The sequence below is a fragment of the Aeromonas sp. CA23 genome (genome assembly GCF_002587065.1).
GTDB lineage: Bacteria > Pseudomonadota > Gammaproteobacteria > Enterobacterales > Aeromonadaceae > Aeromonas > Aeromonas bestiarum.
Map to the genome: position 1 here is coordinate 3913702 of NZ_CP023818.1, position 26858 is coordinate 3940559.

General features: G+C 65.0%; 16 protein-coding genes and 1 pseudogene. 9 read left to right on the forward strand and 8 right to left on the reverse strand.

Features of this window, described 5'->3' with window-relative positions; all coding sequences use genetic code 11:
* Positions 1-54 precede the first annotated feature (54 nt).
* A pseudogene (locus CK910_RS18095) lies at positions 55-821 on the reverse strand (electron transfer flavoprotein subunit beta/FixA family protein).
* Between the two features lie 126 nt (positions 822-947).
* Between CK910_RS18095 and CK910_RS18100 the strand changes: the two are divergent.
* The 3 genes from CK910_RS18100 to CK910_RS18110 all read left to right on the forward strand — a co-directional run bounded on the left by CK910_RS18100 (position 948) and on the right by CK910_RS18110 (position 4966).
* The gene (locus CK910_RS18100; protein ID WP_098984228.1) at positions 948-2597 is read left to right on the forward strand and encodes an electron transfer flavoprotein-ubiquinone oxidoreductase; all 1650 of its coding nucleotides are present in this window, start codon (positions 948-950) and stop codon (positions 2595-2597) included.
* 807 nt (positions 2598-3404) lie between these two features.
* Positions 3405-4352, forward strand: coding sequence for a magnesium/cobalt transporter CorA (corA, locus tag CK910_RS18105; RefSeq protein WP_011705843.1), 948 nt, complete (start codon positions 3405-3407; stop codon positions 4350-4352).
* A gap of 152 nt (positions 4353-4504) precedes the next feature.
* The gene (locus CK910_RS18110) at positions 4505-4966 is read left to right on the forward strand and encodes a DUF2919 domain-containing protein (RefSeq protein ID WP_042871506.1); all 462 of its coding nucleotides are present in this window, start codon (positions 4505-4507) and stop codon (positions 4964-4966) included.
* A 15-nt stretch (positions 4967-4981) separates the two neighbouring features.
* Here the strand turns inward: CK910_RS18110 and CK910_RS18115 are convergent, their stop codons facing one another.
* On the reverse strand, positions 4982-5734 hold the full coding sequence (locus tag CK910_RS18115; protein ID WP_098984229.1) for a hypothetical protein: 753 nt from the start codon (positions 5732-5734) through the stop codon (positions 4982-4984).
* A 256-nt stretch (positions 5735-5990) separates the two neighbouring features.
* On the opposite strand from CK910_RS18115, the gene CK910_RS18120 reads away from it, so the two are divergent.
* From CK910_RS18120 to CK910_RS18140, 5 genes are all read left to right on the forward strand, one after another.
* Positions 5991-7226 (forward strand): siderophore amonabactin export MFS transporter, encoded by a 1236-nt coding sequence (locus CK910_RS18120; RefSeq protein WP_157774645.1) that lies wholly within the window; start codon positions 5991-5993, stop codon positions 7224-7226.
* A gap of 57 nt (positions 7227-7283) precedes the next feature.
* Complete coding sequence (locus CK910_RS18125; RefSeq protein WP_098984231.1) at positions 7284-9257, forward strand: siderophore amonabactin TonB-dependent receptor; 1974 nt, start codon at positions 7284-7286, stop codon at positions 9255-9257.
* Between the two features lie 71 nt (positions 9258-9328).
* Positions 9329-10345, forward strand: a complete 1017-nt coding sequence (locus tag CK910_RS18130) for an amonabactin ABC transporter permease subunit 2 (protein WP_043137052.1) — start codon at positions 9329-9331, stop codon at positions 10343-10345.
* Positions 10346-10359: 14 nt separating this feature from the next.
* Positions 10360-11427, forward strand: coding sequence for an amonabactin ABC transporter permease subunit 1 (locus CK910_RS18135; RefSeq protein ID WP_098984232.1), 1068 nt, complete (start codon positions 10360-10362; stop codon positions 11425-11427).
* On the forward strand, positions 11427-12230 hold the full coding sequence (locus CK910_RS18140) for an amonabactin ABC transporter ATP-binding protein (RefSeq protein WP_043137045.1): 804 nt from the start codon (positions 11427-11429) through the stop codon (positions 12228-12230). The genes CK910_RS18135 and CK910_RS18140 overlap by 1 nt, the downstream gene beginning before the upstream one ends.
* A gap of 70 nt (positions 12231-12300) precedes the next feature.
* Here the strand turns inward: CK910_RS18140 and amoD are convergent, their stop codons facing one another.
* Positions 12301-13026 (reverse strand): amonabactin biosynthesis phosphopantetheinyl transferase AmoD, encoded by a 726-nt coding sequence (amoD, locus tag CK910_RS18145; protein WP_098984233.1) that lies wholly within the window; start codon positions 13024-13026, stop codon positions 12301-12303.
* A gap of 158 nt (positions 13027-13184) precedes the next feature.
* On the opposite strand from amoD, the gene CK910_RS18150 reads away from it, so the two are divergent.
* Positions 13185-14129, forward strand: a complete 945-nt coding sequence (locus CK910_RS18150) for an amonabactin ABC transporter substrate-binding protein (protein ID WP_098984234.1) — start codon at positions 13185-13187, stop codon at positions 14127-14129.
* A 76-nt stretch (positions 14130-14205) separates the two neighbouring features.
* Here CK910_RS18150 and CK910_RS18155 read toward each other — a convergent pair whose 3' ends face one another.
* The 5 genes from CK910_RS18155 to amoB are packed head-to-tail and all read right to left on the reverse strand — an operon-like array spanning position 14206 to position 26856.
* Positions 14206-15807 (reverse strand): amino acid adenylation domain-containing protein, encoded by a 1602-nt coding sequence (locus CK910_RS18155; RefSeq protein WP_098984235.1) that lies wholly within the window; start codon positions 15805-15807, stop codon positions 14206-14208.
* Positions 15804-22040, reverse strand: coding sequence for an amonabactin biosynthesis non-ribosomal peptide synthetase AmoG (gene amoG, locus CK910_RS18160; RefSeq protein WP_098984236.1), 6237 nt, complete (start codon positions 22038-22040; stop codon positions 15804-15806). The genes CK910_RS18155 and amoG overlap by 4 nt, the downstream gene beginning before the upstream one ends.
* 21 nt (positions 22041-22061) lie before the next feature.
* Positions 22062-22811 carry a 2,3-dihydro-2,3-dihydroxybenzoate dehydrogenase gene (gene dhbA, locus CK910_RS18165; protein ID WP_098984237.1) on the reverse strand — a complete coding sequence of 250 codons (750 nt, stop codon included), beginning with the start codon at positions 22809-22811 and terminating at the stop codon, positions 22062-22064.
* Between the two features lie 29 nt (positions 22812-22840).
* Positions 22841-25930, reverse strand: a complete 3090-nt coding sequence (gene amoF / locus CK910_RS18170) for an amonabactin biosynthesis non-ribosomal peptide synthetase AmoF (protein WP_098984238.1) — start codon at positions 25928-25930, stop codon at positions 22841-22843.
* Positions 25927-26856 (reverse strand): amonabactin biosynthesis bifunctional protein AmoB, encoded by a 930-nt coding sequence (gene amoB, locus CK910_RS18175; RefSeq protein WP_098984239.1) that lies wholly within the window; start codon positions 26854-26856, stop codon positions 25927-25929. Before amoB ends, amoF begins: the two co-directional genes overlap by 4 nt.
* Positions 26857-26858: the final 2 nt, after the last annotated feature.

Here is a 26858-nt window from a genome sequence, read left to right on the forward strand (position 1 = left end):
CCCTCATCCCAGCCAGGGACAGGCACCCAATATGTTTCACCATCATAGGTGCGCTCATGGCAGTACCTTGGCTTCGTGCCTGAGTTTGTCCAGCAGCTCGTCCACCGAGCCGACCCTGACGCCGGCACGGCGCACGGCTGGCGCCATCACCCCAAGCAGCCGGGTATGGCCGGCGGGTTCGACGCCTAGGCCCCCCCCCCTAGGATCGCGAAGGGGGCACTCTCAAGCGGCTTGCGCTTGGCTTTCATGATGTTGGGAAGCGAGGCAAAGCGAGGTTCGTTCAGGCGCAGATCCACGGTCACCACGGCAGGCAGTGGCATGCCGAGGGTCTCCAGGCCGCCGTCAATCTCGCGGGTTACTTGCAGCTCGCCGTCCACCAGCTTGATGGCGGAGGCGAAAGTGGCCAGCGGCCAGTCGGTGAGGGCTGCGAGCATCTGGCCCGCCTGGTTGTTGTCAGAATCGATGGACTGCTTGCCGAGCAGCACCAGATCGGGCTGCTCCAGCTCGCACACCTGTTGCAGGGCGCGCGCCACGGTAAGCGGAGTGAGCGTCTCATCGGTCACATAATGGCGGGCACGATCCGCCCCCAGCGCCAGGGCATGGCGCAACTGCTCGACCGCCGCCTCAGGCCCGAAGGTCACCACCACCAGCTCGGTCGCGATGCCAGCTTCACGCAGCCTCACCCCCTCCTCCACCGCAATTTCACAAAACGGGTTGATCCCCATCTTCACATTGGCGAGCTCCACGTCGGAGCCATCGCTCTTGACCCGGATCTTGACGTTGTAATCCAGTACCCGCTTGATCGCGACCAGCAGCTTCATGACGCGCATCCCTCGCTTCGGTTGAGTGAATCCATTGACGAGCCCTCGCATTTTTTTGCTTACAATTGCTTTACGTTTACGTAAACTACCAGCACTACCCTAGGCCAAGTCAAGCGCAGAGGCAAGATGGAACGCGAAGCAATGGAATTTGATGTCGTCATCGTCGGTGGCGGCCCGGCAGGGCTCAGCGCCGCCATCGCCCTGAAGCAGCACAATGCCGATCTCTCGGTCTGTCTGCTGGAGAAGGGAGCGGAAATCGGCGCCCATCTGCTCTCCGGCGCCCTGTTCGATCCCATAGCCCTCAAGGAGCTGTTGCCGGACCGCTGGCAGCAGGCGCCCCTTGGCATTCCCGTCAACGATGATCGGGTTCATCTGTTGCAAAACGACAGCCGCGCCCTGCAACTGCCCCACTGGGCCGTGCCGCCGCGCATGCACAACGATGGCAGTCATATTCTCAGCCTGGGCAACCTCTGCCGCTGGCTCGGTCAGCAGGCCGAGCAGCTGGGAGTCGAAATATACCCGGGTTTTACCGCAAGCGAGCTCATCATGGAAGCGGGGCGGGTGCGGGGTGTGATCACCGGCGATCTCGGGCTGGACAAAGCCGGCAATCCCAAGGCGGATCACGTGCCCGGCATGGCGCTCTATGGCCGCTACACCCTGTTTGCCGAAGGGGCTCGCGGCCATCTGGGCAAGCAGCTGATCGCCGAGTTCAATCTGGAAAACAGCGCCCAGCCGCAACATTATGCCATCGGCTTCAAGGAGCTGTGGCAGGTGCCCGCGGATCAGGCCAAGCCGGGCCGGGTGCTCCATGGCAGCGGCTGGCCGCTGGTCGAACGCCGAGCCAGCAAGAGCCAGGGTGGCTTCTACCTCTATCATATGGAGGGCAATCAGGTGGCGGTCGGGCTCATCGTCGATCTCAACTACAGCAACCCCTGGCTCAGCCCGTTCGCCGAGTTCCAGCGCCTCAAGCACCATCCCCTCATCGCACAGACCCTGCAGGGAGGCGAGCGCATCAGCTACGGTGCCCGCGCCATCACCAAGGGCGGCTGGCACTCCCTGCCCCGCATGCACTTTCCCGGTGGTCTGCTGATCGGCTGCGATGCCGGCACACTCGACTTCTCCCGCATCAAAGGCATTCACACCGCCATGAAGTCGGGCATGCTGGCGGCGAAAACCGTCGCCATGACGCTGCGCGGTGGCGATGAGGGTGGCCGGGATCTGGCCGAGTACAGCGATGCGTTGCAACAGAGCTGGCTGGGGCAGGAGCTGAAGACAGCCCGCAATTTCGGCGCCGCCCTGCATCGCTGGGGTCCCTGGCTTGGTGGCGCCTTCAACTGGCTGGAGCAGCGGGGTTCCTCCTTACCCCTGATGGGCTCTTTTACCCTGCTGGACCGGGAGCCGGACTACCGCCAGCTGCGCATGGCCGGCCGCTGCGATCCCATCGATTATCCCAAGCCGGACGGCAGGCTCAGCTTTGACAAGCTCTCTTCTGTTTATCTCGCCAACACCAGTCACGATGAGGATCAGCCCTGCCACCTCAAGTTGCAGGACGCGAGTATCCCGGTGGCGGTCAACCTGCCCACCTGGGCCGAGCCCGCCCAGCGCTACTGCCCGGCCGGGGTGTTCGAGATAGTGGAAAGCGAGAACCAGCCACGCTTGCAGATCAACGCGGCCAACTGCATTCACTGCAAGACCTGCGACATCAAGGATCCCAGCCAGAACATCATCTGGACGCCGCCGCAGGGAGGTTCGGGCCCCAACTATCCCAATATGTGATGGAAGGTCTGCAGCGCTACGGCGACACCAAGGATGCGCAGCCCCAGAACATCGTCTGGACACCACCGCAGGGAGGTTCGGGCCCCAACTACCCCAATATGTGATGGGACTGCCCATGCAGATCAGCGGCGACACCAAGGATGCGCAACCCCAGAACATCGTCTGGACACCGCCGCAGGGAGGTTCGGGCCCCAACTATCCCAATATGTGATGGGACTGCCCATGCAGATCAGCGGCGACACCAAGGATGCGCAACCCCAGAACATCGTCTGGACACCGCCGCAGGGAGGTTCGGGCCCCAACTATCCCAATATGTGATGGGACTGCCCATGCAGATCAGCGGCGACACCAAGGATGCGCAGCCTCAGAACATCGTCTGGACACCACCGCCGGGAAGTTCGGGCCCCAACTATCCCAATATGTGATGGGAGGCCCGCTGCGCTACGGCGACAACAAGGATGCGCAGCCCCAGCACATCATCTGGACGCTACCGCGGGACTCAGGATCCCGCAATCCCGGCAGGTAAACCTGAGTCATCTTTCGCACAGAGGTGAACAAGGAGGTCGAACAAGCATTGCTACTTTCGAGGCCGGATCCGCTGATCCGACCTCGCTGTTTTTTTGAGCGAACAGGCTGAACCTCGGATGAATAGGCCCTGACAAGCGCGCCCCGCCCCTGTATAGTTCGCCGCATTCAGGTTTTCCATCGGCCCGTTTTGCTTGTCCACGGGATCGCTTTCTATGCGATCTAGGCCGCATGACCTGTGCAACCATCCCTGATTACCCATGACTTCTTAAGGGGGGACAGATGATCACCGCCTACATTCTCAATAACAAGGTACTGGACATAGTCACGCTCGGGCCTGACGACATAGTGCCTGACAACACCGTCTGGCTGGATGCCTACAAGCCGGACACGGCGGAGCGAGAATGGTTGACGGGCCTGTTTCTGGAAGAGGTTCCCGACAAGGAAGAGCTGGACGACATCGAAGCATCCGCCCGTTTCTACTGGGATACCGATGGTCTGCACATTCACTCCCTGTTCCCCCAGCGGATCGGCCGTGACACCAAGGGTGTCCACGTCTCCTTTACCCTGCGCAACAACCTGCTGATCAGCATCCGCGAGGATGACATCGGCCTGGTGCGCCTGCTGCGCCACTACATGCGCCAGGACAGGCTGGAGGTGGAGGATGCCCTCGATATCCTGCTGGAAGTGCAGAACCTCAAGGTGGAGTACCTCTCCGACCTTATCGAAGACGGTTACAAGACGTTGGAGAACACCGCCGATCAGATCTTCGAGCCGGATCAGATCAATCCCATGCTCAAGGAGTTGATGGCACAGGAAGAGGCCAACGGCCAGATCCGTCTCTCCCTGCACGATACCCGTCGCGCCCTGCGGTTCCTCAAGCGCAGCCTGCGCCAGCGCATGAGCAACGAGCAGAACAAGTGGATCGACGAGATGCTGCACGACGTGGAGTCCCTCTTGCCCCACACCCAGTTCCTGTTCGACAAGATCAACTTCCAGCTGGAGGCCTCCATGGGGGTGACCAATCTGGAGCAGAACAAGGTGATCAAGATCTTCTCGGTGGCCGCGGTGATCTTCCTGCCGCCGACGCTTATCGCCAGCATCTACGGCATGAACTTCGGGCGCATGCCCGAGCTCGCCTGGGAGTATGGCTATCCGCTCTCGCTGGTGTTGATGGTGATGTCATCGCTCGGCACAGGCCTCTTCTTCAAGCGCAAAGGCTGGCTGTAAACGCCGCCAGAAAGTGCGATAGAAAGAGACGATGGATTGGGGGGCACTGGCCCCCCGATTAATTCGTGTCACCCGGCACGCCTTGCAAAGGGCGCCAGCCTGCCCCATATCCTCTTCATCATTTGCACAACCCAAGCGGATAACGGGCGACCATGACCCTCTACCCCGAACACAGATATGACGATCACGGCCAGTTGCGCCCTCCCCTCTGGTTTTGGCCCATCGCCCTCTTGCTGACCCGCTCGGTCTGGCTGTTTCTGATGGCCGGGGTCACCCGCGAGAGCGGCAGCGAGATCCTGACCCTCTTCTATCCGGACAAGATCAGCCTCTACATCAGCCTGCTGACCGACGTGCCCGCCATGCTGGCGCTGCTCGCCTTTGGCGGCACCTATCAGCAGACCAACAGCGTGCGCGCCTGGCTCAGGCGCCACAGCCGCGGCCTCTTGCTCTGCTCCACCGTCAGCGGCCTGCTGATGCAGCTGCACAGCCTCAACCTGCAGAAATGGTCGTTCAGCTGGCCGACCGCCCTGGTGCTGATCGGCAGCCTCTGGGCGCTCTGGTATCTGCTGCGCAGCCGCCAGATCCGCGAATACGCGGCCGATCAACCTCACTGAGAAAATAGGGGTCACTCATTGACGCGTGACCCGGATCTGCAGGGTCTGGCGATCGCTCTGGCTGCCGCGCCCCCCCTGCAACTGGGTGCCCAGGCTGCTGCCTTGCTGGGCCGAACTGGTGGAGAGCTCCCCCACCGTCAGCCACTGCCCCAGGGCACCGCTCACCTCGGTGGCGTTCTGCCCCGTGCTGATGGTGCCCTGCTCCAGCCTGGCCTGTTCGCTGCTGAGCGCTATCTGCACCCTGTCCCCTATCAGGGTGGCGGTGGCGTAGAGACCGTTGATGAGCGGCATCAAGCCCACCACCTGACCACCGCGCCACTGATAGAAGGTGACCGGCTGGTAGGAGCCCATCTGCAGCAACACGGGCCGCCCCGACAGGCCGCGTACCTGCCAGCTGTCGTTCTGGCTGCGCTGGTATTGCCGGGCATTGCCCTCCAGCAGCCATTGCCGTTTGGCCGCATCACCACCGATACCCGCCTCTATCTGCTGACCGCTTGAGGCGCCATCCACCCGCCATTCGACGAGCAGACTCTGGGGCGGCTGGTTGAGTTTGGCCAAGGTCGCTTCGGCCTCCTGCAACTGGGCCGCACTGCCGCTCAGCACCAGCTGATTGCCCATGGCACTCACCCCGAGATCCGGGTAGATCTCCTTGAGGGTCTGCACCGCCGCCTGGGCCTCGAATACCGGGATCACCTTGACCTCGGCCCGCAGCGGCAGGCACCAGAGCCCGCACAACAACAAGATCCCGCTCCAACGCCACCTTTTCATCTCTCTCTCCTGTCCGGGAGCCCGGCTCACCGTCTCTGCCAGTCTGGCTATCACCATCATGATCCATCTGCCTCGCATTTCAATGACTTTGCACCCCAGGGGCGATGGCGGCATGGGCCGGAGCGCCCCCCTTGACGGCCTGCGAGCCGAAAGGACGGAGATAGATCAAATAATACAAATAAAAATGATTACCATTTGTTGTCACGAAAAAATCGCTCGGATACAATTCGGACTCATTTTTTCGAGCCAGCCGCTGATGAAGCCTGTTACCGCCACCACCACTCCTGCCATCATCCATCTGGCGATGCTGATCAACATGCTCTCCATGGGCAGCATGATGATGGTGATGCCGCTCGGGCCGGATCTGGTCATCAGCCTCGGCATGCAACCGGAACAGACGGGTTATTTCAGCGGCGGTGCCACCCTGGGCGCGGCCCTGATGGGGCTTATCGCAGCTCCCTGGCTCGATCGCGTCAACCGCAAACCCGCTCTGCTGGTGCTGCTGACCCTGCGCTTTCTGCTGCTGATGGCCTGCGCCCTGGTACAGAACAGCCAGCAACTGCTGATGCTGTTCATTCTGTCGGGCTGCGTGGCCGGGCCCCTCTCCGCCATCCTGATGGCCGCCGTGCTGGACCTGGTTCCCCCGACCGAACGGGGCCGCCGCCTCGCCTACGTGGGCATGGCCTTCTCGCTGGCTGCCATTTTGGTGGTGCCCATCGCCCTCGTGCTGGCCCAGTGGCTCGGCTGGCAGAGCCCCTTCCTGCTGTTTGGCGCTGGCGGCCTGCTGCTGGCCCTGCTCTGCGCCCGGCTGCTGCCCTCCCTGCCGGTCAGCCGCGCCCCTCACGGCAGCGGCTTGCGCCAGCTGCTGGGCTCGCCGCTCTGCCAGGGCGCCCTGCTCATTCTCTGTTTGCAGATGTTCGGTCACTTCCTGCTGATCCCGCACTTTGCCAACTACTTCCAGTTCAACCTCGCCTTCCCGCGCGAGCAGATCGCCGCCCTCTATCTGTGTGGCGGTCTCGCCAGCATGGCGACCATGCGGCTGTGCGGCAGCTGGATCGATCAGGGCCGGGCGCTGGCCGCCATCCTGATCACCAGCCTGTTGCTGGCGATGATCACCCTGCTCGGCTTCGCCGCCCCCGTCGGCGTGCCCGTCTACCTGCTGTTTACCCTCTTCATGGCGCTGAGCTCGGCCCGATCCAGCACCACGCTAGCCATCACGGCGGCCATTCCGGCCCCCCATCAGCGCGCCGCCTTCATGTCCTTCCAGGGCACAGTGACCAATGTGGCGGCGGGTCTCGGCAGCCTGCTCTCGGCCAGGTATCTCTTCTCGGATGACACTGGCGCCCTGCATGGCTTTGCGGGGCTCGCCTGGATCAATATCGGCTGTGGCCTGCTGGCCTGCGGCGGTGTCTGGCTCCTGCTCAAGGGGCTGGCGCAGACAAGGAATAACAATAACCCCGAGTCTGGCGCCGCCAGACAAGGAAGTCAGTGAGCTACCGGCCCCAGAGCCGGACCCCATAACCTCTGTTTTATTCATGGAGTTTTGACTATGCAGTTGCAGCCTGGCGTATTTCGCTTGAACCCGATTTTGCTCTCCCTCGGCCTGTTTGCCCTGCCGGGCCTGGCCCAGGCCGAATCGGTCAAGGCCAACGAGACCATGGTGGTCACCGCCACCCAGACCCAGCACACCGAGCTGTCCGCCCCGGCCAGCGTCTCTGTGGTGACCCGCGCCGATCTGGACAAGATGAACGCCAACAACATAGGCGATGCCCTCAAGCATGTGCCTGGCGTCAACATCATAGGCACCAACCCCACTGGCCGCAGCGAGATCAAGATCCGCGGCATGGGCGGCGACTACACACTGCTGCTGATCAACGGCAAACGGGTCAACGCCCGCGAGACCCTGGGCAGCTCCTTTGGCAATGACTTCGACTTGAGCTCCATCCCCATGGCGGCCATAGAGCGCATCGAAGTGATCCGTGGCCCCGTCTCCTCCCTGTACGGTGCCGATGCCCTCGGCGGCGTGGTCAACGTGATCCTGCGCCAGGCCAAGGAGAAGACGGAAGCGGCCTTCGGCTACACCCACACCATGCCCACCAAGGGCGACGGTGGCGATGCCAACCAGGGCAGCGCCTTCGTCTCCGGTGCCCTGATCGACAACAAGCTGCTGGGCAGCGTGGTGGTGGAAGGCTATCAGCGCGACCGCTGGCACAGCGATCAGTCCAACAACCCGGATGCCGATGCGCTGGAGAAACGGGAAGTGGTCAACATGCTCTCCAGCCTGAAGTGGCTGGTCAGCGACAACCAGGATATCGATTTCGATCTGGGCTACAACCAGAACGACATGGACAGCTACTTCAACAACGTGCCCCGTGCCCCGACCGCACCGGCCACTCCGCACAACGTGCAAAAGCTCGATCGCCTGAGCCTGGGAGTCACCCACAACGGCCGTTGGGAGCACTTCGACAGCCGCGCCCGTTACTACTTCGAGCAGACGGATCTGATGGATGATTCCCAGCTCAATGGCGGCGCCGCCGATGTCACCCAGACCAACCACACGGTCGATGGCCAGCTGAGCGGCTATCTGGGGGATCACCTGCTGACCTCGGGCGCCGAGATGCGCAAGACCGAGCTGGAGCACAGCCGCAGCATCACCAACGGCAGCGTGGATGCGAGCCAGAGCGCCCTCTATCTGCAGGACGAGTTCAGCCTGGGAGATCTGGCGCTGACCCTCTCCGGCCGCCTCGACCACCACGAAACCTATGGCAACGAGTTCAGCCCGCGCGCCTATGCGCTCTACAAGCTGAGCGACGAGTGGGTGATCAAGGGTGGCGCCGGCAAGGCGTTCAAGGCACCGACCCTGGCCCAGTCCAGCGAAGGCTTCGCCACCACCGCCTGCCGTGGCGCCTGCAAGGTGGTCGGCAACCCGAACCTGAAACCGGAAACCGCCGTCAGCTATGAGCTGGGCACCGCCTACGAGAGCGCTCGCTTCGGCGCCGGTGTGACCGGCTTCCACAACGACATCGAGGATCTGATCCAGAGCGATCAGTGGGGCCCTGGCTACCGTCCGACCGTCATGACCTACCTCAACGTCAAGAAGGCGCGGGTGAAAGGGCTGGAGCTGAACGGCTGGGTCGACGTGCGAGACGACCTCAAGCTGACCGGCAACTGGAGTCTGCTGGATTCCGAAGACAAGAGCACGGGCGAGGATCTGGCCAAGACCCCGGATCACACCGGCAACCTCAGCCTGGATTGGCAAGCCACCGAGATCGTCAGCACCAACCTGGCCTGGCAATACGTGGGCAGCCAGTTCATCAAGGTACCGATGCACAACTCCCAGGCGCTCAAGTCCAAGCACTACCAGACCCTGGACGTCAACACCAAGTGGAAGGTGACCCCGGCGCTCGACTTCAAGCTGGGCATCACCAACCTGACCAACACCCAGCGTGATCAGGTCGCCACCGACGCCGACTTCATCCTGGAAGGTCGCACCGTCTACGCCGGCGTGGATTACAAGCTGTAATCCCCCGTTCGGGAGCCCGGTCCAGGGCTCCCTTTTTCCGTTTTATCGCCTCGACAATAAGGAGTAGCCGGGTGCTCAGACACCAAACACAGCTGTTCTGGCTGGGAGTTGTTCTCCTGTTCCTGCTGATCTGCCTGTCACTGGCCACGGGTGCCGGTGTCTATGGTGGCCGCGAGGTCGCCGGATTTCTGCTGGGCGATCCCGCCCTCATGGCCGACGAAAAGCTCGCCATGATCATTCATACCCTGCGTCTGCCCCGCACCCTGTGTGCCCTGGTGGTGGGCGTCTGTCTCGCGCTGGCGGCCTCCATGCTGCAAAGCGCCACCCGCAATCCGCTGGCCGAGCCCGGCCTGCTCGGCGTCAACGCCGGCGCCGTGTTCGCCCTGGTGATAGGGCTGACTTACTTTGGCGTCGAATCCGCCTACGGTTACCTGCTCTGGTCCGGCATGGGTGCCCTGCTTGGCAACCTCATAGTACTGGGTCTCGGCCTCATGGTGGGTCGCTCCAATCCGCTCAAGCTCATCCTGGTGGGGGTCGCCCTCTCCGCCACCTTCGGCGGCCTCTCCAACTTCCTGCTGCTCTCCAACAAGGTGGTGCTGGAGCAGTTCCGCTTCTGGAACCTGGGGTCGCTGGCCGCCTCGGATCTCGACGCCGTGCTGACGGTGGTGCCCTTCGCCCTGGCCGGTCTGCTGCTGACCCTGGCCCTGTGTCGCCAGCTCACCCTGATGCAGATGGGGGACAACCAGGCCCAGGCGCTCGGCATACGGCCGACCCGGGTGCGGATCGGCGTGCTGCTGGCCGCCACCCTGTTCACCGCCTGCGCCATCGCCATCGCCGGCCCCATCGGTTTCGTCGGCTTCCTGGCCGCCTACTGCGCCCGTCTGGTGGAGCCGGTGCGCCTCGCCATCCAGGTGCGTTTCTCCGCCCTGTTTGGCGTGCTGTTCCTGCTGGGGGCCGACATACTGGCCCGCTGGCTGATCCAGCCGTTCGAGCTGCCCAACGGGGTGATCCTGGCGCTGATCGGTGCCCCCGTGCTCATCATGGTGGTGCGCAGTGGCGGCTTCCGCTCCCTGCTGGCCGTCAAATAAGGTCGACCTGCCTCATGAACAATCCAATGAATAAACCGCTGAACGCTTCTCTCCCCTCCGGCACCCTCTGCCTGCGACTGGGTGAGCGCACCCTGCTGCTGCACCGCCGCGCCTGGCTGATCACGCTGGGGCTCCTGGTGGCCCTGGTGTTGCTCTCCCTGCTGGCGCTGACCCTGGGCTCAAGCAAGCTCACCATGCTGGGGGTCATCCAGACCCTGCTCGGCGAGGGGAGCCGACTCGATGAGGTGACTGTCTTCAAGATCCGGCTGCCGCGCATTGTCGCCGTCTTGGTGGCTGGCGCCGCCATGGGCCTCTCCGGCTGCCTGGTGCAGACCCTCATTCGCAACCGCCTCGCCACCCCGGACATGATAGGGGTCAACGAGGGGGCGTCGCTCGCCATCATCGCCTTCTCCCTCTATCTAACCCTGGGCAGCTGGCCCTGGTGGGCCGCGCCGCTGGGCGCCCTGTTTGCCGCCGCCGTGCTCTACGCCCTGTGCAACAAGCCGGGGGAGCAGGGTTATCTGTTCGTGGTGATCGGCATCGGCGTCTCCGAGCTGATGAACGCCATCGGCCAGTTCGTCATGTCCACCCAGTCGCTGGTGCACCTCACCAGCCTCTACCTGTGGAACATGGGCAACTTCGTCGGCCAGGGCTACGGCACAGTCGTGCCTGTGGGGATCCTGATCCTGCTGGTCTGCCCCTGGATCATTTATCTCTCCCGCGCCCTGGGCGTGCTGCGTCTGGGCCCCATCACGGCCCAGAGTCTGGGAGTGAACGTCAACCGGGTGCAGCTCGGCGTGCTGGCCCAGGCCATAGTCGTGGCGGCCCTTGGCACCGCCATCGGCGGCCCAGTGGTGTTCATCGCCATGGCGGCCCCCATACTCGCCTCCTGGATGAGCCGGGATCGCATAGTGCCGCTGTGGATTGCCGCCCTGTGTGGCGCCCTGCTGCTGCTGGCGAGCGACACCCTGGTGCGGGTGCTGGCCAGCCCCCATGAGGTCGCCACCGGCATCATGACCCGTATTCTTGGCGGCATACTGCTGCTGTTTATTCTGATCAAAGACAGACAGAGAACCGACTGATGACCCTCACCCTAAATCGCCTCCACTTCGGCTATCAGCAAAAGCCCGTCTTCAACGACATCTCCTTCACCATTCCCAAGGGCAAGCTGGTCGGCATAGTCGGCCCCAATGGCGGTGGCAAATCCACCCTGCTCAAGCTGCTGGCTGGCCAGGAGCAGCCCCAATCCGGTGAGATATTGCTCAAGGGCAAACCGCTGGAGAGTTACGGCATGAAGGCGCTGGCCCGGGAGCTGGCCTACCTGCCCCAGCGCCCCCTGGTGCCCGCCGGCATTCAGGTCGAACAGCTGGTGCAGTACGGCCGCCATCCCCATCAGGGCTGGTTCAATCAATGGAGCGAAGAGGATGCCCGCATGGTGCGCTGGGCCTGCGAGCGGATGCAGCTTGGCGACATCTTGGCGCAGAGCGCCAGCTCCCTCTCCGGCGGCCAGGCCCAGCGGGTGTGGCTGGCCATGGTGCTGGCCCAGGACGCGGACATCATATTGCTGGATGAGCCCACCAGCGCGCTGGACATAGGCCACCAGACGGAGGTGATGGAGGCCATCCACCAGATCACCGCCGAGGGCAAGACTGTGCTCATCGTCATCCACGATCTCGCCACCGCCGCCCGCTACTGCGACGAGCTGATCGCCATCGGCGAGGGCAAGATCCAGGCCATGGGCCCAGCTCGCGAGGTGGTGACCAAGCCCCTCATCGACCGCCTCTACCAGACGGACGTGGACATACTGCACGCCCCCGGCGACGGCGCCCCCATCATAGTGCCGCGCCGCCGCCCGCACGCCTTTGCCATGCAGCAGCAGGCCTGAACGCAGGATCAAAAAAACCGCCTTGATGGCGGTTTTTTTGATCCCATGACACCGAGCGGCAAAGGCACGTTCAGAGCACAAGCGTGGTCAACACGCCCCCCGGCAAGCGTTGCCAGTGCAAGGTACAGTGCCAGCCGACGGGCAGTTCCGGAGTCAGCGCACTTTTTAGTTCGAGGGTGAGGGTCTGCTCCGTCATGGCCAGCCAGCGGGCATCGAGAAAGTCAAAATAGCGCCCCACCCTGGGGTAGAGCGCCTTGAACAGGCTCTCCTTGGCGGAGAACACCAGGGTCAATCCCAGGGCCGGACCGAGCGGACAGCGCTGCAGCCGCGCCCACTCCTCATCATCCACGATGCCGGTCCAGAGCTCGCTCGCCTGCCCATCCTCCAGCCAGGCTTCCAGATCCAGCCCCATACCAGCCTGACCCGGACGTGCCGCACACAGGGCCATGCCGCGCCCCTGCAACAGGCTGTGGCTGATGCTGCCCTCAAACCCCGCAGGCCAGCGCGGCTCGCGGGCCGCCCCTATGGCCACCACATGATCATCCAGCCCAAAGCGGTGCAGGGCCTGGCGCGCCGCCAGCCGGCCGGCCAGAAACTCCCCCAGCCGCTTGGGGGCCGCGCGCTGCAAGCTGGCAGGCAGCAGGATCTCGGCCTGCTCATAGCAAGCCGGGGTGAAGGCAGCGAGATCGAAGCAGACTCGTTGCAGCGCAATTTCCGCGAAACCGGGCAGTGGCAGGCAGTCGGCCTGCAGGATAAAGCTGCCTCGGGATCCGGCAGCCAGGGGAGCGATTGGCATCGAAAAAGCCCTTGGTTCGAGAGCGGCCATGGTAGCAAATCACCCAGTCCAAACACCACAAACGCAAATGACAATTTTTATCATTTGAATTTGTGATAGCATAAGGCCGCCCGTTTGGGGCCCGGTTTTCCGCTGATTTCACCAAGAAGGATGTAACGATGAAGATCTCCTCCCCCCTGGCCGCCGCGCTCATGCTGGCCAGCCTGGTCGGTTTTCAGGCCCAGGCCGGCACCGAGACCCGTCAGGTGACCGATGCCGATGGCAAGACCCAGCTCGTGCCCGCCCAGCCCAAGCGGGTGGTGGTGCTGAGCGAAATCGATCTGGATACGGCCCTGACCCTGGGACTGCAGCCAGTCGGCACGGTCAACGGTCGCGGCCAGGGCACACTGCCCCGTTACCTGCTGACCAAGGCGGGCAAGGATATCGCCGTGGTCGGCGATCTGGACAACCCCAATCTGGAGCGGCTGATCGATCTGGAGCCGGATCTCATCCTCACCGGCCAGACCAAACCCGAGCTGCTGACCCTGCTGCAAGAGATAGCCCCCACAGTGGTCACCGGCAACTGGGGCGATTCCTGGAAGGAGATCTTCAATCGCAGCGCCCACGTGCTGAACCGGGATGCCGAGGGCAAGGCCTTCCTCGCCCAGTATGACGCCCGCCTGCAGGAGGCCCGCAGCAAGCTTGCCAAGCATCAGGGCGAGCGCCTGAGCATAGTGCGCTGGAACCCGAAGGGCCCGAGCTACATGCACGGCGGCACCTTCGCCAGCAGCGTGGTGGAAGAGATGGGGCTGGCCCGTCCGACCCACCAGATCGGCGACAAGACCCCCCACTCCCCGGCCCTGAGCCTGGAGTCCCTCAACCTGCTGGACGGTGACTGGCTGGTGATAGGCACCCTGAGCGCCAGCGGCGATGCGGTGGATGCCATGAAGCAGGCCGAGCAGACCCCGGCCTTCCAGCAACTGAACGCCATCAAGGGCAAGCGCTTTGGCGCCGTGGACGGCTCGCTGTGGACCTCCACCGGCGGCCCCCAGGCGGCCCTCAAGGTGATCGACGACGTCGAGCAACTGCTCGCCAAACCGGACGCGGCCCCCATCACCCAATAAGCCTGCGCTCATATGACAGCCAAAAAGAAGCCCGCATTTGCGGGCTTCTTTGTTTATCAAGGCACTCGGGCAGAACCTATTCCGGCAGTGGCAGCGCCTTTCTGTCCAGTTTGCCGCTGCCAGTCTTGGGCAGGGCATCGAGCAAGAGGATGCGCGCCGGCACCATGTAGTGCGGCAGCGTGGCCTGCAGCCCCTTGCGCAGGGCGAGGCGATTGATGATCACCCCGGACTTGGCCTCCACATAGCCCACCAGCATGGCCTCGTCCCCCTCGCCAAAGAGGCGCACCGCCGCCTCCTGCACCCCGGGTTGACGGCGAAGGCCCGCCTCCACCTCCCCGAGCTCGATGCGAAAACCGCGCAGCTTGACCTGATCGTCCCGCCGTCCCAGGTAGAGGAAGCGATCCGCCCCCAGTCGGCGCACCCGATCGCCGGTGCGATAGAGGCGATGGGCATCAACCCGCAGGAAGGCCGCCGCCGTCAGCCCGGGCTTGCGCCAGTAGCCTTCACACAGGGCCGGGCTCTCGATGCAGAGCTCGCCGCACTCCCCCTCTGCGACCTGCTGCCCCGTCTCGTCCAGCACCCAGTGGCGATAGCCGGGCAGGCTGTGGCTTATGGTGATCTGCCCCGCCGCCGGCGGCCAGCATACCTCGCTCACCAGGGACCAGACGGTGGCCTCGGTCGGCCCGTAGCAGTTCCACAGCCGCTGGGTGCGGGCACAGAGCTGCTCGGCCAATCCCGAGTCCAGCGCCTCGCCGCCACACAGGGCGGTGAGGCGCTCGCGCCCCTGCCATCCTGCCTTGAGCAGCATGCGCCAGCAGGCCGGGGTGGCCTGCAGCCAGTTGATGGAAGGATCCGCCTCGAGCAGCGCCATCATTCCCAGCGGATCCTTGTTGTGCTCGCCGCCGGCCACCGTCAAGCGGCCCCCGCCCCAGAGCGGCCCCAGCATCTCCAGCAAGGAGATGTCGAAGGCCGGGGTGGTGATAAAGAGCCAATGGCAGTTAGGTGATAACCCGAGCCGCTCGCGGATCCCGTCGAGGAAGCAGAGCAGGGCCCGCCGGCTGATGACCACCCCCTTGGGCTCCCCGGTAGAGCCCGAGGTGAACATCATGTAGGCCGTCAGCGCATCGTCCACCTTGGGCCACTGCACGGCCGCACTCCCCGCATGACCGAGACCCGCGAGGGAGCGCAGCGGACAGCCGAAGGTCGGCACCTCCCGATCTCCATCGCAGATCACCGCCGAGAGCCGGGCCTGACGGGCGATGTCCTGCAGCCGCTCCACCGGGAAATCCGGCTCGAGCGGCACAAAGGTGAGCCCGAGTCGCAGGCAGGCGAGCAGGCTGGCCACCAGATCCGGGCCTCGCGCCAGATAGAGGCCGACCCGCTCTCCCACCGCCAGCCCCTGCAGGCGGGCGGCGATCTGACCGACCCGCAGGCTGAGCTCGCCATAGTTGAGCCAGGCGCCGGGGCCGGCCTCGTCCGTGCCGTGCTCACTCATGCCTTGCTCACTCATACCGACCCCGCCCATGCCGATGGCAGGGGCCAGCGGGGTGGCAGCGAGGCAATCGGCCAGGCGCGAGCCCAGGGTCTGTTCTGTTGCCAGCCCGCCTTGCGGAGGGCTCAGCTCCCGATGGGCTCTCGGTTTGACGGGAGCCTGGTCAATCTGGGTCAGAACCGTCATAGCACCTCCTCGGGCAGTCGCACCAGCCAGTGCTGATAGAGCCGGCTGGGGGATGAATGGGCCTTGAGATCCCGCAGGGTGAGCGGCGCACGCTCGCCGGCGAAGGCGGCATTAAGGGCCGCCAGCAGGGCGAGCTGCTGCACCGAATCCACCCCGAGTTCACACAGGGTCTGCTGCCAGACGCCAGGCACGCCACACTGGCGCTCCCACAGGGCCACCAGCGGACGGGCCGCGGACGGGCAGGACTCAGCGACTGGCGCCGCGACGCGCGCTGCCACGGGGGCAGGCAGGCTCATCTCATCGGGTCTGGCCGGCAGCGCAAGGCTCGCCCCCGCCAGCCAGCCAAGTTCGGCCAGCCAGGCGGCCAGCACGGCTTCTGCCTTCGCCATGGGGATCAGATCCCCGTCGAACTCGAGGCGCAGATTGAGCCGGCCGCCGCGGGCGTTCACCACCAGGGAGAGCGGCAGTTCCACCTTCTCCACCACGGCGCCAAAGCGCGGCACCAGCTGATGGGGCTCCGGCTCCTCCGGCAGCGCCGGCACAGGGTAGTTCTCGAACACGAACAGGCTCTGGAACAGGCGCGCCCTGCCCTGCGTCAGCGCCGCGAGCGACTGGGTGCCGTGCTCATTGAGTGCCATCGAGTCCGACTGAAGCCTGCCTATATGCTCGGCCAGGGTCGCCTCGGTGCGCCAATCCAGGATGAGCGGCAGGCTGTTGATATAGAGGCCGACACTCTGGGTGATCCCCTCGATGGGGAAATCCCGGCCCGGCGTCACGTTACCCACCAGGGTGATGTCGTCGCCACAGCGGCGGGCCAGCAACCGATGCCAGGCGTATTGGGCCAGCAAGCCCGTGGTCACCCCCAGCTCGCGGGCGCGAGCCTCCAGTTGAGCCGACACCTGCGGCGCCAGGGTCTGGCCGCACACCGCAGGCCTGTGCTGCGTCAGCTGCGGCTCCAGCGCCACCCCGAACAGGCGGGAGAGATCGTTGGGTCGGGCCAGCAACTCGGCGCGTCCCTGCCAGTAGGCCTCGCTGGCGCGGGTTTGGCTCGCGATATGGCGGCCAAATTCGAGCCAGGCCCCATCCGCTTCGGCTTGCGGCAGCAGGCCGTTCATCAGGGCTTGGTAGCAGCGATGCAGGGAGCCCAGCAGCACTGGGCCGCTCCAGCCATCCAGCACGCCATGGTGGGCGCTGAAGATGACCTTGTGGTGATCGGGCGCCAGTTTGAAGCAGGCGACCCGCAACAAGGGAGCCTGATCAAGCGGGATCGGGCGGGCCAGATCCTGCTGGCGATAGGTTGCGATGCGCGCCTCGGCCTGCTCATCCCCCACCAGGTCCTGATGGTGGAACGGCAGCTCGGCATGGCGCAGGATGCGCTGCAGCGCCACCCCATCCGCCAGCACCAGCTCGCTGCGCAGGGCTGGCCAGCGGGCGATCTGCGCCTGCCAGGCCTGGCGGTAGACGGCCAGGTCCAGTGGCTGGCGATACTCCATCTCGGTCTGCAGGTGGTAAGCCGTGTCACGAGGCGCCAGCGCCCTGTGATAGAGCATGCTCTGCTGCAGCGAGGTCATGGGCAGCAGTGTCTCCACCTCGCGCCCGCTCAGCACCTGGTCTAGCGCCGCTTGCGAGAGGCCAAGCCCCGGGAAGTCGCTCGGGGTGTGGCGCGGGGCGCTCACCCCACAGCAGTGATCCACCAGGGCACGCAGGTTGGCCGCCAATCTCACCATCAGGGCGTCGCTCCCTTGCTGGTTGAGGGCACCGACCTGGCGCAGGGTGAGGCAGCCGTCATAGACGCCCCCGTGCAGGCTGATGAGCTCCCGCGGCAAGTTGTCCGGTGAGGAGGGCGCCCCCGGCGCCATGGGCAGGGGTTGCCAGGGCTGACCTGCAACGCCCTGATGGCTGACCCCCAGGTAGTTGAAGACGATGAGGGCTTCGGGCAGCTCCCAACCACGGGGGTGGTGCAGACGCAGGGCGTTGAAACCCACCCCCTTGTCCGGCACGGCCCGCAACCGCTCCTTGGTGGTGCACACCAGCACATCCCACTCCGGCTCATCGGCCAGCGCCAGTGGATAGGCGCTGGTGAACCAGCCCAGGGTGCGGCTCACGTCGAGCTCAGCATCGATGGCCTCACGGCCGTGCCCTTCCAGCATCACGCAGTGGCGTGCGCCATAACCCAGCTCGCTCAGGGTGCGAGTCAGGGCGGCCAGCAGCAGGTCGGGCACCCGGGTGAAGAAGGCCTGGTTGGCCGGATCGATCAAGCGGGCCGTGGTCTCCTTGTCCAATTGCAGCAGGCTGGCGGCGGCGCGGCCATCCTCGGCGCGCTGCGCTTCCAGCAGTCCTCGCTGGTTGCCCTCCCCCTGGGCCAGCCAGAACGCCAGCTGATCCTCTTCGCGCAGGGCATAGGCGGCCAGCCCTTCGCCCCACTGGCGATAGCTGCTGCCCTTGGCGGGCAGGGGTTCGCCCCTGCTCACCCGGGCGAGATCCTCGGCCAGAATGCGCCAGGAGACGGCATCGATGACCAGATGGTGGCAGGCGAGGAAGAGCCCCTCCACAGGATCGGCCTCACCCTCTATGGCCAGGTTGCGCAGGCGGGCCCAGGCCAGGGTGTGGCCGCTGGCGGGATCGAGATCCCCCTGCAGCTCGGTCAGGCGGGCCTGCAGTTCAGCACCGCCGAGTGTTCCTGCATCCAGGGTCGGCAAGGGCGGCAGCGCCAGCTCGGCCAGATAGCGCTGACCGGCCGGGGTGACCGCGAGGCGTAGGGCGTCATGATGCTGGCGCAGAGTGGTCAGCCAGCCGGCCAGGGTGTCATCATCCACCCCGGCGGGCAGGCGCAATATCACCCCCTGATTCCAGTGGCCGGGCTTGGCGAAGCCCTGCTCGAAGAACCAGTGCTGTATGGGATGGAGCGGGAAGTCGCCGACCAGGTTGCCCTGTTCGGTCTGGTGGCTGACCGCCTGCTGCTGGCCGAGCTGGCGGCAGAGGCGGCGCACCGTCTTGGCTTCGAACACGTCCTTGACGCTGCAGTGCAGCCCCGCATCCCGCAACCGGGTGGTGAGCTGGATGCTGAGGATGGAGTCACCCCCCAAGCGGAAGAAGTCATCCTCCACCCCGAGGGGCTGCTTGAGCACCCCCTGCCAGATGGCGAGCACGGTTTGCTCCAGCTCACTCTGTGGCTCGGCCTTGCTCTCCTGCCAGTCAATGGCAGGCAGGCGGCGCAGGTCCAGCTTGCCGTTGGGGGTGAGCGGCATCTCGGTGAGCCAACAGAGCTTCACCGGCACCATATATTCGGGCAGACATTCGCCGGCCCGTTGCAGCAGGGCCTCGGCGTCCGGCTCGGTCGCCCCGGCTTGCAGGCAGGCGTACGCCAGCAGACGACCCTCCTGCACCACCACCTTGATCTGGCGGATGGCCGGGCACAGCGCGGCGACTTGCGTCTCTATCTCGCCGGGCTCGATGCGATAGCCGCGCAGCTTGATCTGCTCGTCAAGCCTGCCCAGATATTGGACCTTGCCGTCGCGGCGCAGCAGGGCCCGATCACCGGTGCGGTAGAGGCGACAAGTACGACCCGCCAAGGCGAGCTCGATAAAGGCCTCTTGAGTACGATCAGGCAGATTGAGGTAGCCGCGGGCCAGGCCGAGGCCGGCCAGGCAGAGCTCGCCCGGCACTCCCACGGGGCAGAGGTTGCCCCCCTCGTCCAGGATCAGCGCCTTCAGGTTGCTGATGGGCTGGCCTATGGTGATGGGCTGACCCGGCACGAGCCGCGCGCAGAGCGCAGTGACTGTGCACTCGGTCGGGCCGTACATGTTGTAGAGCGCCACCCGCGCCCCCCAGCGATCCACCAGGCTGCTCGGGCAGGCTTCGCCACCAAAGCCGATGGCCTTGAGGGAGCCGAGATCCATCGGCGGCAGCAGGTTCGCGAGCAGGGCGGTCGGCAAAATCATATGGCTGGCGCCCTTGGCGATGGCGGCGGCGATCACCCCCTCCCCCGGCTCGCCAAAGTGCAGGGCCGCGCCGCAGTAGAGCGGCAGCAAGGTGGTCATGTTGCCTGCATCAAACGACAGAGACATGCAGTTGAACATGGTGCCGTCCTGATCAAGGGCGATGCGCTCTGCATGATCCGCCATCAGGTTGACCAGGCTGCCCTGCTCCACCATGACCCCCTTGGGCAGGCCGGTACTGCCGGAGGTGTAGATGATCTGGGCCAGCATGGCGGCGTCCCGGGGGATGGCGGGAGCGCTGGTTGGCAGCCCATCCAGCGCCAGCCGATGCAGGTTGTGGTAACCGGCATCTGTGCCCTTGATGGCCTCGGCGAGCCGGGCATCCGGCTCTCCCCCCAGCACCAGCGCAATGCTGGCGTCACTCAGGATATGGGCCAGCCGCTCGGCGGGATAGGCCGGGTCGAGCGGCACATAGGCCGACCCCGCCTTCCAGCAGGCGAGCAGGGCGACCACGAAGGCGACATCCCGTCTGGCCTGGATGCCGATGGCGGCGCCCGGGGTCACGCCGCAGGATTGCAGCCAGTGGGCCAGCCGGTTGGCTCGGGCCTCCAGCTCGCCATAACTCAGCCGTTGCTGATCGTCACTCACCGCCAGCGCGCCCGGGAACTGAACGGCCCGCCGCTCGATATGGCAGAGCAGGGTGTCGCGGCTGGGGTAATCCAGAGGCAGGCTGGCAAGCTCGGCGGCCAGCGCCGTCTGGTCTGTGCCCGCCTCCAAGGGCAGTTGCCAGATGTCGGTCTCGGGGGCCGCCACCACGGCGCGCATCAGGTGCAGCAGCCTGTCCGCATAACTTTCAATCGTTTCCCGCTCGAACAGGGCGGTGGCGAACAGCCAGTCCACCCGCACTGAGTCCATCAGCTCGGTCACCTTGACCGAGATGTCGGTCTTGGCGGGCAGCACGGGGGAAGTCTCCTCCACCAGCTGGCAGCCGGGGATGAGATCGTTGAAATCCACCTTGGCCTGATAGACCAGCATGATCTGGAAGATGGGGTTGATGGCGGTAGTGCGATCCGCTCCTATGGCCTCGGCCAACGCCTCGAACCGATAGAGTTGATGGTCAAAGGCAGCGAGATCTTCCTCCCGGCACTGTTGCAGATAGTCGACAAAGCTGGGGCGCCCCTCGAGCTGGGTACGCAGCACCAGCGTATTGACGAAGAAACCCACCAGGGACTCTATCTCGTGGCGTTCGCGGTAGGCGAGCGGGGTGCCGATGACGACTTCTTTCTCCCCGCTCTGGCGCACCATCAGCAGGGCGAACAGGGCGTGCAGGCCGATGAAGTTGGAGGTGCTGTGGCGCTGGCAGAGGCGCTTGAAGTTGTCCCACAGGGCGTTGTCTATGGTGGAGAAGACCAGCTCGCCGCCGCTGGCCTGATGGGCCGGACGCGGCTTGTCGAGCGGCAGGCCGTGCACCTCGGGGCTGCCACCGAGCCGGTCGACCCAGAACGGCTTGAACTCGGCGTGATAGTCAAGAAAGCGCGGCGAGTTGAACCAGTGGGCATAGTCGAGATAGGTGAGCGGCAACTCGGCCACGCTCAAGGGCGCACGGTTCTGATGGGCGAGAAAAGCGCGCTTCAAGTCGGCAAACATGTTCTTGACCGACCAGCCGTCCGAGATGATGTGGTGCTGGGTGATCAGCAGCACGTGCTCATGGCTGCCCAACCGGATAAGGTGCACCCGGCTCAGATCCCCCTGGGTCAGGGAGAAGGGACGCCCTATCTCTTCGCGCACCCGCCTGGCCACATAGGCTTCACGCTCGGCTTCGGGCTCTGCGCTCACATCCTCTATCTGCAGCTTGAAGGGCGCGTGGGGCAGGATCTCCTGGGCCCCCCTGCCCGCCTCGTCCTTGACGAAACGGGTGCGCATGCTGGGGTGGCGCGCAAACAGGTGGTCGAAGGCAAACTCCAGGGCGGTGGTGTCCAGCTCGCCGCTCACCCGAAAATAGACCGGCATGTTGTAGAGGTGGGAGGCCTCCTCGTACTGCTCGATAAACCAGAGCCCGCTCTGGGAGGAGGAGAGCGGCCCCTGCAGGGCACCCTGGGCAAGGATGGGTGCCTCGAAGGCGGCGCGGGCGGCCAGGCAGCGCACCAGCTCATCCTTGTGCGCCTTGATTTGGGCGCCGATGGCGGGGGTCACCGCCTCCTTGCTCGACTGGGAGATGAGCTGGCCCTTGTCGTTCAGGGCCAGCTTGACTCCCTGGCGCTCCAGCTGCTGGAGCAACGCAATCATGTTGTTCATAAGTTATCTCAGCCTCTTGGATCAGGCGCTCAGGGTGGCGCCGCCGTCGACAACCAGATCCTGCAGCGTGATATGGCTGGCCAGGCTCGAGGCCAGGAAGAGGACGGTATTGGCGATCTCACGGGGGGTGGCGATCTTGTTCAGTGGGATGCCGAGTTTGAACTGGGCCGGCAGCCCGGCAATGGTGCGGGCCATGGCCCCCTCGTCCGGCAGCATGCCGCGCAGCATCTCGGTATCCGTCGAGCCCGGCGACACCAGGTTGACCCGCACCCCGAAGGGGGCCAGCTCCAGCCCCACCGTCTGGGTCAGGCTAGTGACCGCCGCCTTGGAGGCGCAGTAGGCAGCCATCTGCATGCGCGGCACATGGGCCGCGTTGGAGCCTATGGTGATGATGGCACCGTGCTGCTGCGCCTTGAAATGGGGCACCAGGGCCCGCAGCAGGTAGAAGACGCCGCTGGCGTTGACCGTCATGCAGTCATCCCAGTCGTCATCGCTCAGGGTCTCGGTGGGGCCGAGGCGCAAGACCCCAGCCCCGTTCACCAGCACATCCAGCCCGCCGTCCGCCAGCAGCCCCTCGCAGCAGGCATTGACCGCCCCTGAGTCGCGAATGTCGAGCAGCCGGGTGGTGAAGGGATAATCCGCATGGGGGAAGGCCTGATCCAGCCCTACCACGGCGGCGCCGGCGGCCACGAACTGCTCGGCCACCTCGCGGCCGATACCGCGCCCAGCCCCGGTCACCCAGACCCGCTTGCCACTGAAATCAAACGCCATTTTTTGCTGCTCCTTCGTCATCTTGCCCATCACCAGACCATCTCCACGCTTTCTTCGTCTTCGGTCAGCTTGCCGTCGAGGAAACGGCAGAAGTCGTCGAGACGAGGGTGGTCGAAGACATCGGAGACCTTGACCTGCACCCCGAACTCGGCGCCGAGCCGGTTCACTATCTGTATGGTCTGCAAGGACTGGCCCCCCAGCTCGAAGAAGTTGTCCGCCGGCCCCATGGTGGCCAGCCCCAGGATCTGCTGCCAGATGGCGCCGACCCTGTTCTCGGTCTCGCTACCCAGGGTCAGCGCTTCCCCGCCCGCCTGGTATGCGGCCAGCAGGGCCTTGCGATCCAGCTTGTTGGAGCCGGTGCGGGGCAGTTGATCAAAGTGGCGATAGTCGGTGGGGATCATGGCGGCAGGCAGCACCTTGGCGAGCTGCGCCTTGATGACCCGGCTGTCCCGCTCGGCCCCGGCCACGAAGGCCACCAGCCGGCGCACATTGCCTATGCTCACCCCCTGCACGCAGGCCTCATCCACCCCGGGCAGGGCCAGCAACTGGGCCTCCACCTCGCCGGGCTGGATGCGGTAGCCACTTATCTTGAACTCGTTGTCGCGCCGGCCCAGATAGACCAGACGACCGGCCACCCAGCGCACGCGATCGCCGGTGCGATAGACGGGCAGATCCTGCGCGCCGACCCTCAGGGTGCCAAAACTCCCCTGCACGCCACCCACGTAGCCGTTGGCGAGCTGTGGGCCGAGCAGCACCAGTTCCCCCTCCTCGGCGGGTTGCTCCCCCGCCCCCAGGATCAGTGCCTGCATGCCGGGCAGCGGCAGGCCGATGGGCAGTTGGGCCTGAGTCGGGTCCTCCCCTTGCAGCTCCTGAGTCGTGACCACGACAGTGGTCTCGGTGGGGCCATAGGTGTTGAACAGACGCAGATCGGAGCGTCCCTGACGCTGCCACTGGGCGAGCTGCTCCGGGTAGACCGCCTCACCGCCTATGATGACGGTGGCCAGATTGGCCGGGATATGGGCCTGGCCGGCGCCGAGGGACACCACCCACTCGTTCCAGAAGGCGGTGGGCAGATCGAGATGGGTGATCCCCAGCTCCTCCACCCCGGCCACGAAGGCGGGGATGGATTCGAGCAGGGCGTCGGTGCGCAGCACCAGAGTCGCGCCGGCGCTCAGGGTGGCGAACACCTCCTCTATGCTGGCGTCGAAGTTGAAGGGGGCGAATTGCAGCATCCGCGCCTCCTCTCCCAAGTGGTAGCGGCAGCGGGCGGCGGCGGCAAAGTGATCCAGCGCCCCGTGACTGACCGCCACCCCCTTGGGCAGACCGGTCGAGCCCGAGGTGAACATCAGGTAGGCGACGGCGCGACCGGCGGCCGGCTGGTTGAGCCGATCGTCGCTCACCAGATCCCCCGCCAGCAGGGTGTGGCCCTCAAACAGGCTGGCCAGCTTGTGACGGTACTCGGCCTGGGTGATCAGAGTTTTGACCTCCCCCAGCCGCAGTATGTGGCCCTGGCGCTCCAGCGGCTGCTCGGGGTCGAGGGGCACGTAGACGGCGCCCGCCAAGAGTACAGCCAGCTGGGCGAAGATGGCCTGGGGGGTGCGGGCCAGCATGACGCCGACCCTGTCCCCCGGCTGCACGCCGGACGCCTGCAGGGCCGCCGCCATCTGCTCGCAGCGGGTCAGCAGCGCCTCGTAGCTGAAGCGGCTCTCCCCTTGTATCAAGGCAATCTTGTGCGGAGTCTGGGCGGCGAAGTGGCAGAGCGCATCCAGCACAGGGCGCACCTTGATCACTTCGTGGGCGGGCCCAGTGATCAGCGCAGCCAGCCGCTGCTCGGCCAGCCAGTCGGCCTTGAGGCTGCCCAGAGTCAGAGTCGGCTCGGCCAGCCAGCGGCCCAGTAGGGCAAACAGGGTATCGGCGATGGCCGCCAGATCCCCCTGCTGGTAGCAACCGGGATTGGCATCGAGATCCAGCCTGGGCTGACCATCGGCGCCGACTTGCACCTCTATGGTGAGATCCTCCACAGGGCCTGCGCTGATGTTGAGAATATGGGCACTGAGGGGGCCAAACCGGCGGGCATGGTCGAACGGCATGATATTGACCAGAGGGCCAAACAGCCGCTTGTCCCCCCCCACCAGGCCAAGGTCTCGGCGCAGCAGCTCGTAGCGGTAGTGCTGGTGCTTGCGCACGCCGCGCTTGGCCTTGGCCACGGCGCCGGCGGCCCCCGCCAGATCCAGCGCTTCACCAAGCGCGAGAGCCAGGGGGGTGATGTTCATTTGCATGCAGGGCACGGTCAGGGAGGCCGAGCCGATGCGGTTCATCATCATCAGGCCAAACAGGGTCTGGCTCTGACCGCTCGAAAGCGACAGCTGTGCAGAGAGGCCGGCCAGCAGCAGATCGGGCCAACCCAGCTTGTGCTCGTCGGCAAAGCCGGTCAGCGCCTGCCACAGCGCTGCCGGCAACGGGCGGCTCTCACGGATGAACTCGGCGGCGATGGGGGCGCGGGCCTCGCCAAAGGATTTCACCTCGGGCCAGGCCTGCAATTGCTCCTGCCAGAAGCTGCGGGCGGCGGCGTTCTTGCCGCTCTCCTCGCGGGCCAGCTCTTCGGCCAGCACCTCATCCAGCAGGCCAAACGGCGATGGCGACGGCACAGCCCCGGCCAGCCCTTCGCCATAGAGTTCGGCGATGCGCTGGAACAGCAAGGTGGTGCCAAAGCCGTCCAGCGCTATGTGGTGCACGCAGCTGTAGAGGTAATCCCGACCGGGGCCGCGCAGCAAGGCGAAGCGGCAGGGCGCTTCTTTGGTCAACTCGAACGGGCGGCGCAGATCGGCCCAGGCCCAGCCGCGGGCGGCAGCCTCGTCATCACTCGCCAGGTTCACCTCACCATAGGCGAGCTGTGCCTCGTCCGAGACGAAGCAGACCATCTCCCCATTCTCTTCGAAGTGGCCCTTGAGCGCCTCGCACTCACCCACAGCCCGGGTGAGCGCAGCCACCAGCACGGCCGCGTCGACCTTGCCATCGAAGGCGATGCACTCGGCGGTGTTGAACATCGCCTTGTCGTCGTTGAGCAGATGACCGGACCAGAGCCCCTGCTGGGGTATGGTCAAGGGGAAGCGGCTCATTGCGCCACCTCCAAGGTTTTTTGCTCGGCCAGCTTCTTCTCGATCAGGCGCCACCAGCCGTTGAGGGTCGGCAGCTTGGCCAAGTCCACGAAGCCGAGCTCCACCCCGGCGGCGCGCCACTCGGTGAGCAGGGACATGATGCGCACCGAATCCAGACCGTAGTCGATCAGGTTCTCGTCCGCATCGAACTCTTCTTCATCCTCGTCGATATGGCTCAGCAGCCGCGCCTTGAGCCCCTCATACGTCAGCAACGGATTGGTCAGTAACGGATTAGTGGGCTGGACGGCAGAAGCTGAAACCGGGGCGAGCGCCCGCACCTCCTCGCAGAGCACCACCTTGCCGCAGCGGGTCGCCACGTAGTCCAGCGCCATCTGGTGATCGGCCAGGGAGAAGTCCGCCACCCCGTCCGCCAGGAAGAAGGGCTGGATGTCGCGCATGAAGGCATCGCAGGCGGTCATCATGCAGCCGATGTGGCCGTAGATGCCGCCTATGATGAGCTGATCCCGCCCCAGACCTTTAAGCATCTGTTCCAGCTCGGAGCGCTGGAAGGCGCTGTAGCGCCACTTGACCAACACAATATCGTCACGCTCCGGACGCAGCGCTGCCACCACCTGTTGCAACTCGGGGCTCTTGTTCAGACCCGGGCCCCACATGTCGTTGAGCAGGGCGCGATCTTCGGGGGATTGATCCTTGGGCTGGGCGGTGTAGAAGACCGGAATGCCGAGGGCCTTGCACTGTTTGCGCACCGCGGCGAGCCGCTCGGTCAAGGCCTGGATCAGCGGGCTGTTCTCGCCATAAAAGGCGGTGAAGTACTCCTGCATGTCGTGGATCAGCAGGGCGGCGCGTTTGGGATCCAGGGTCCAGTTGACCTTGTTGGCCTTCCACTGGCTGGGCATGGCGTAATTGTTCAGGGTTGGGATAGCCATAA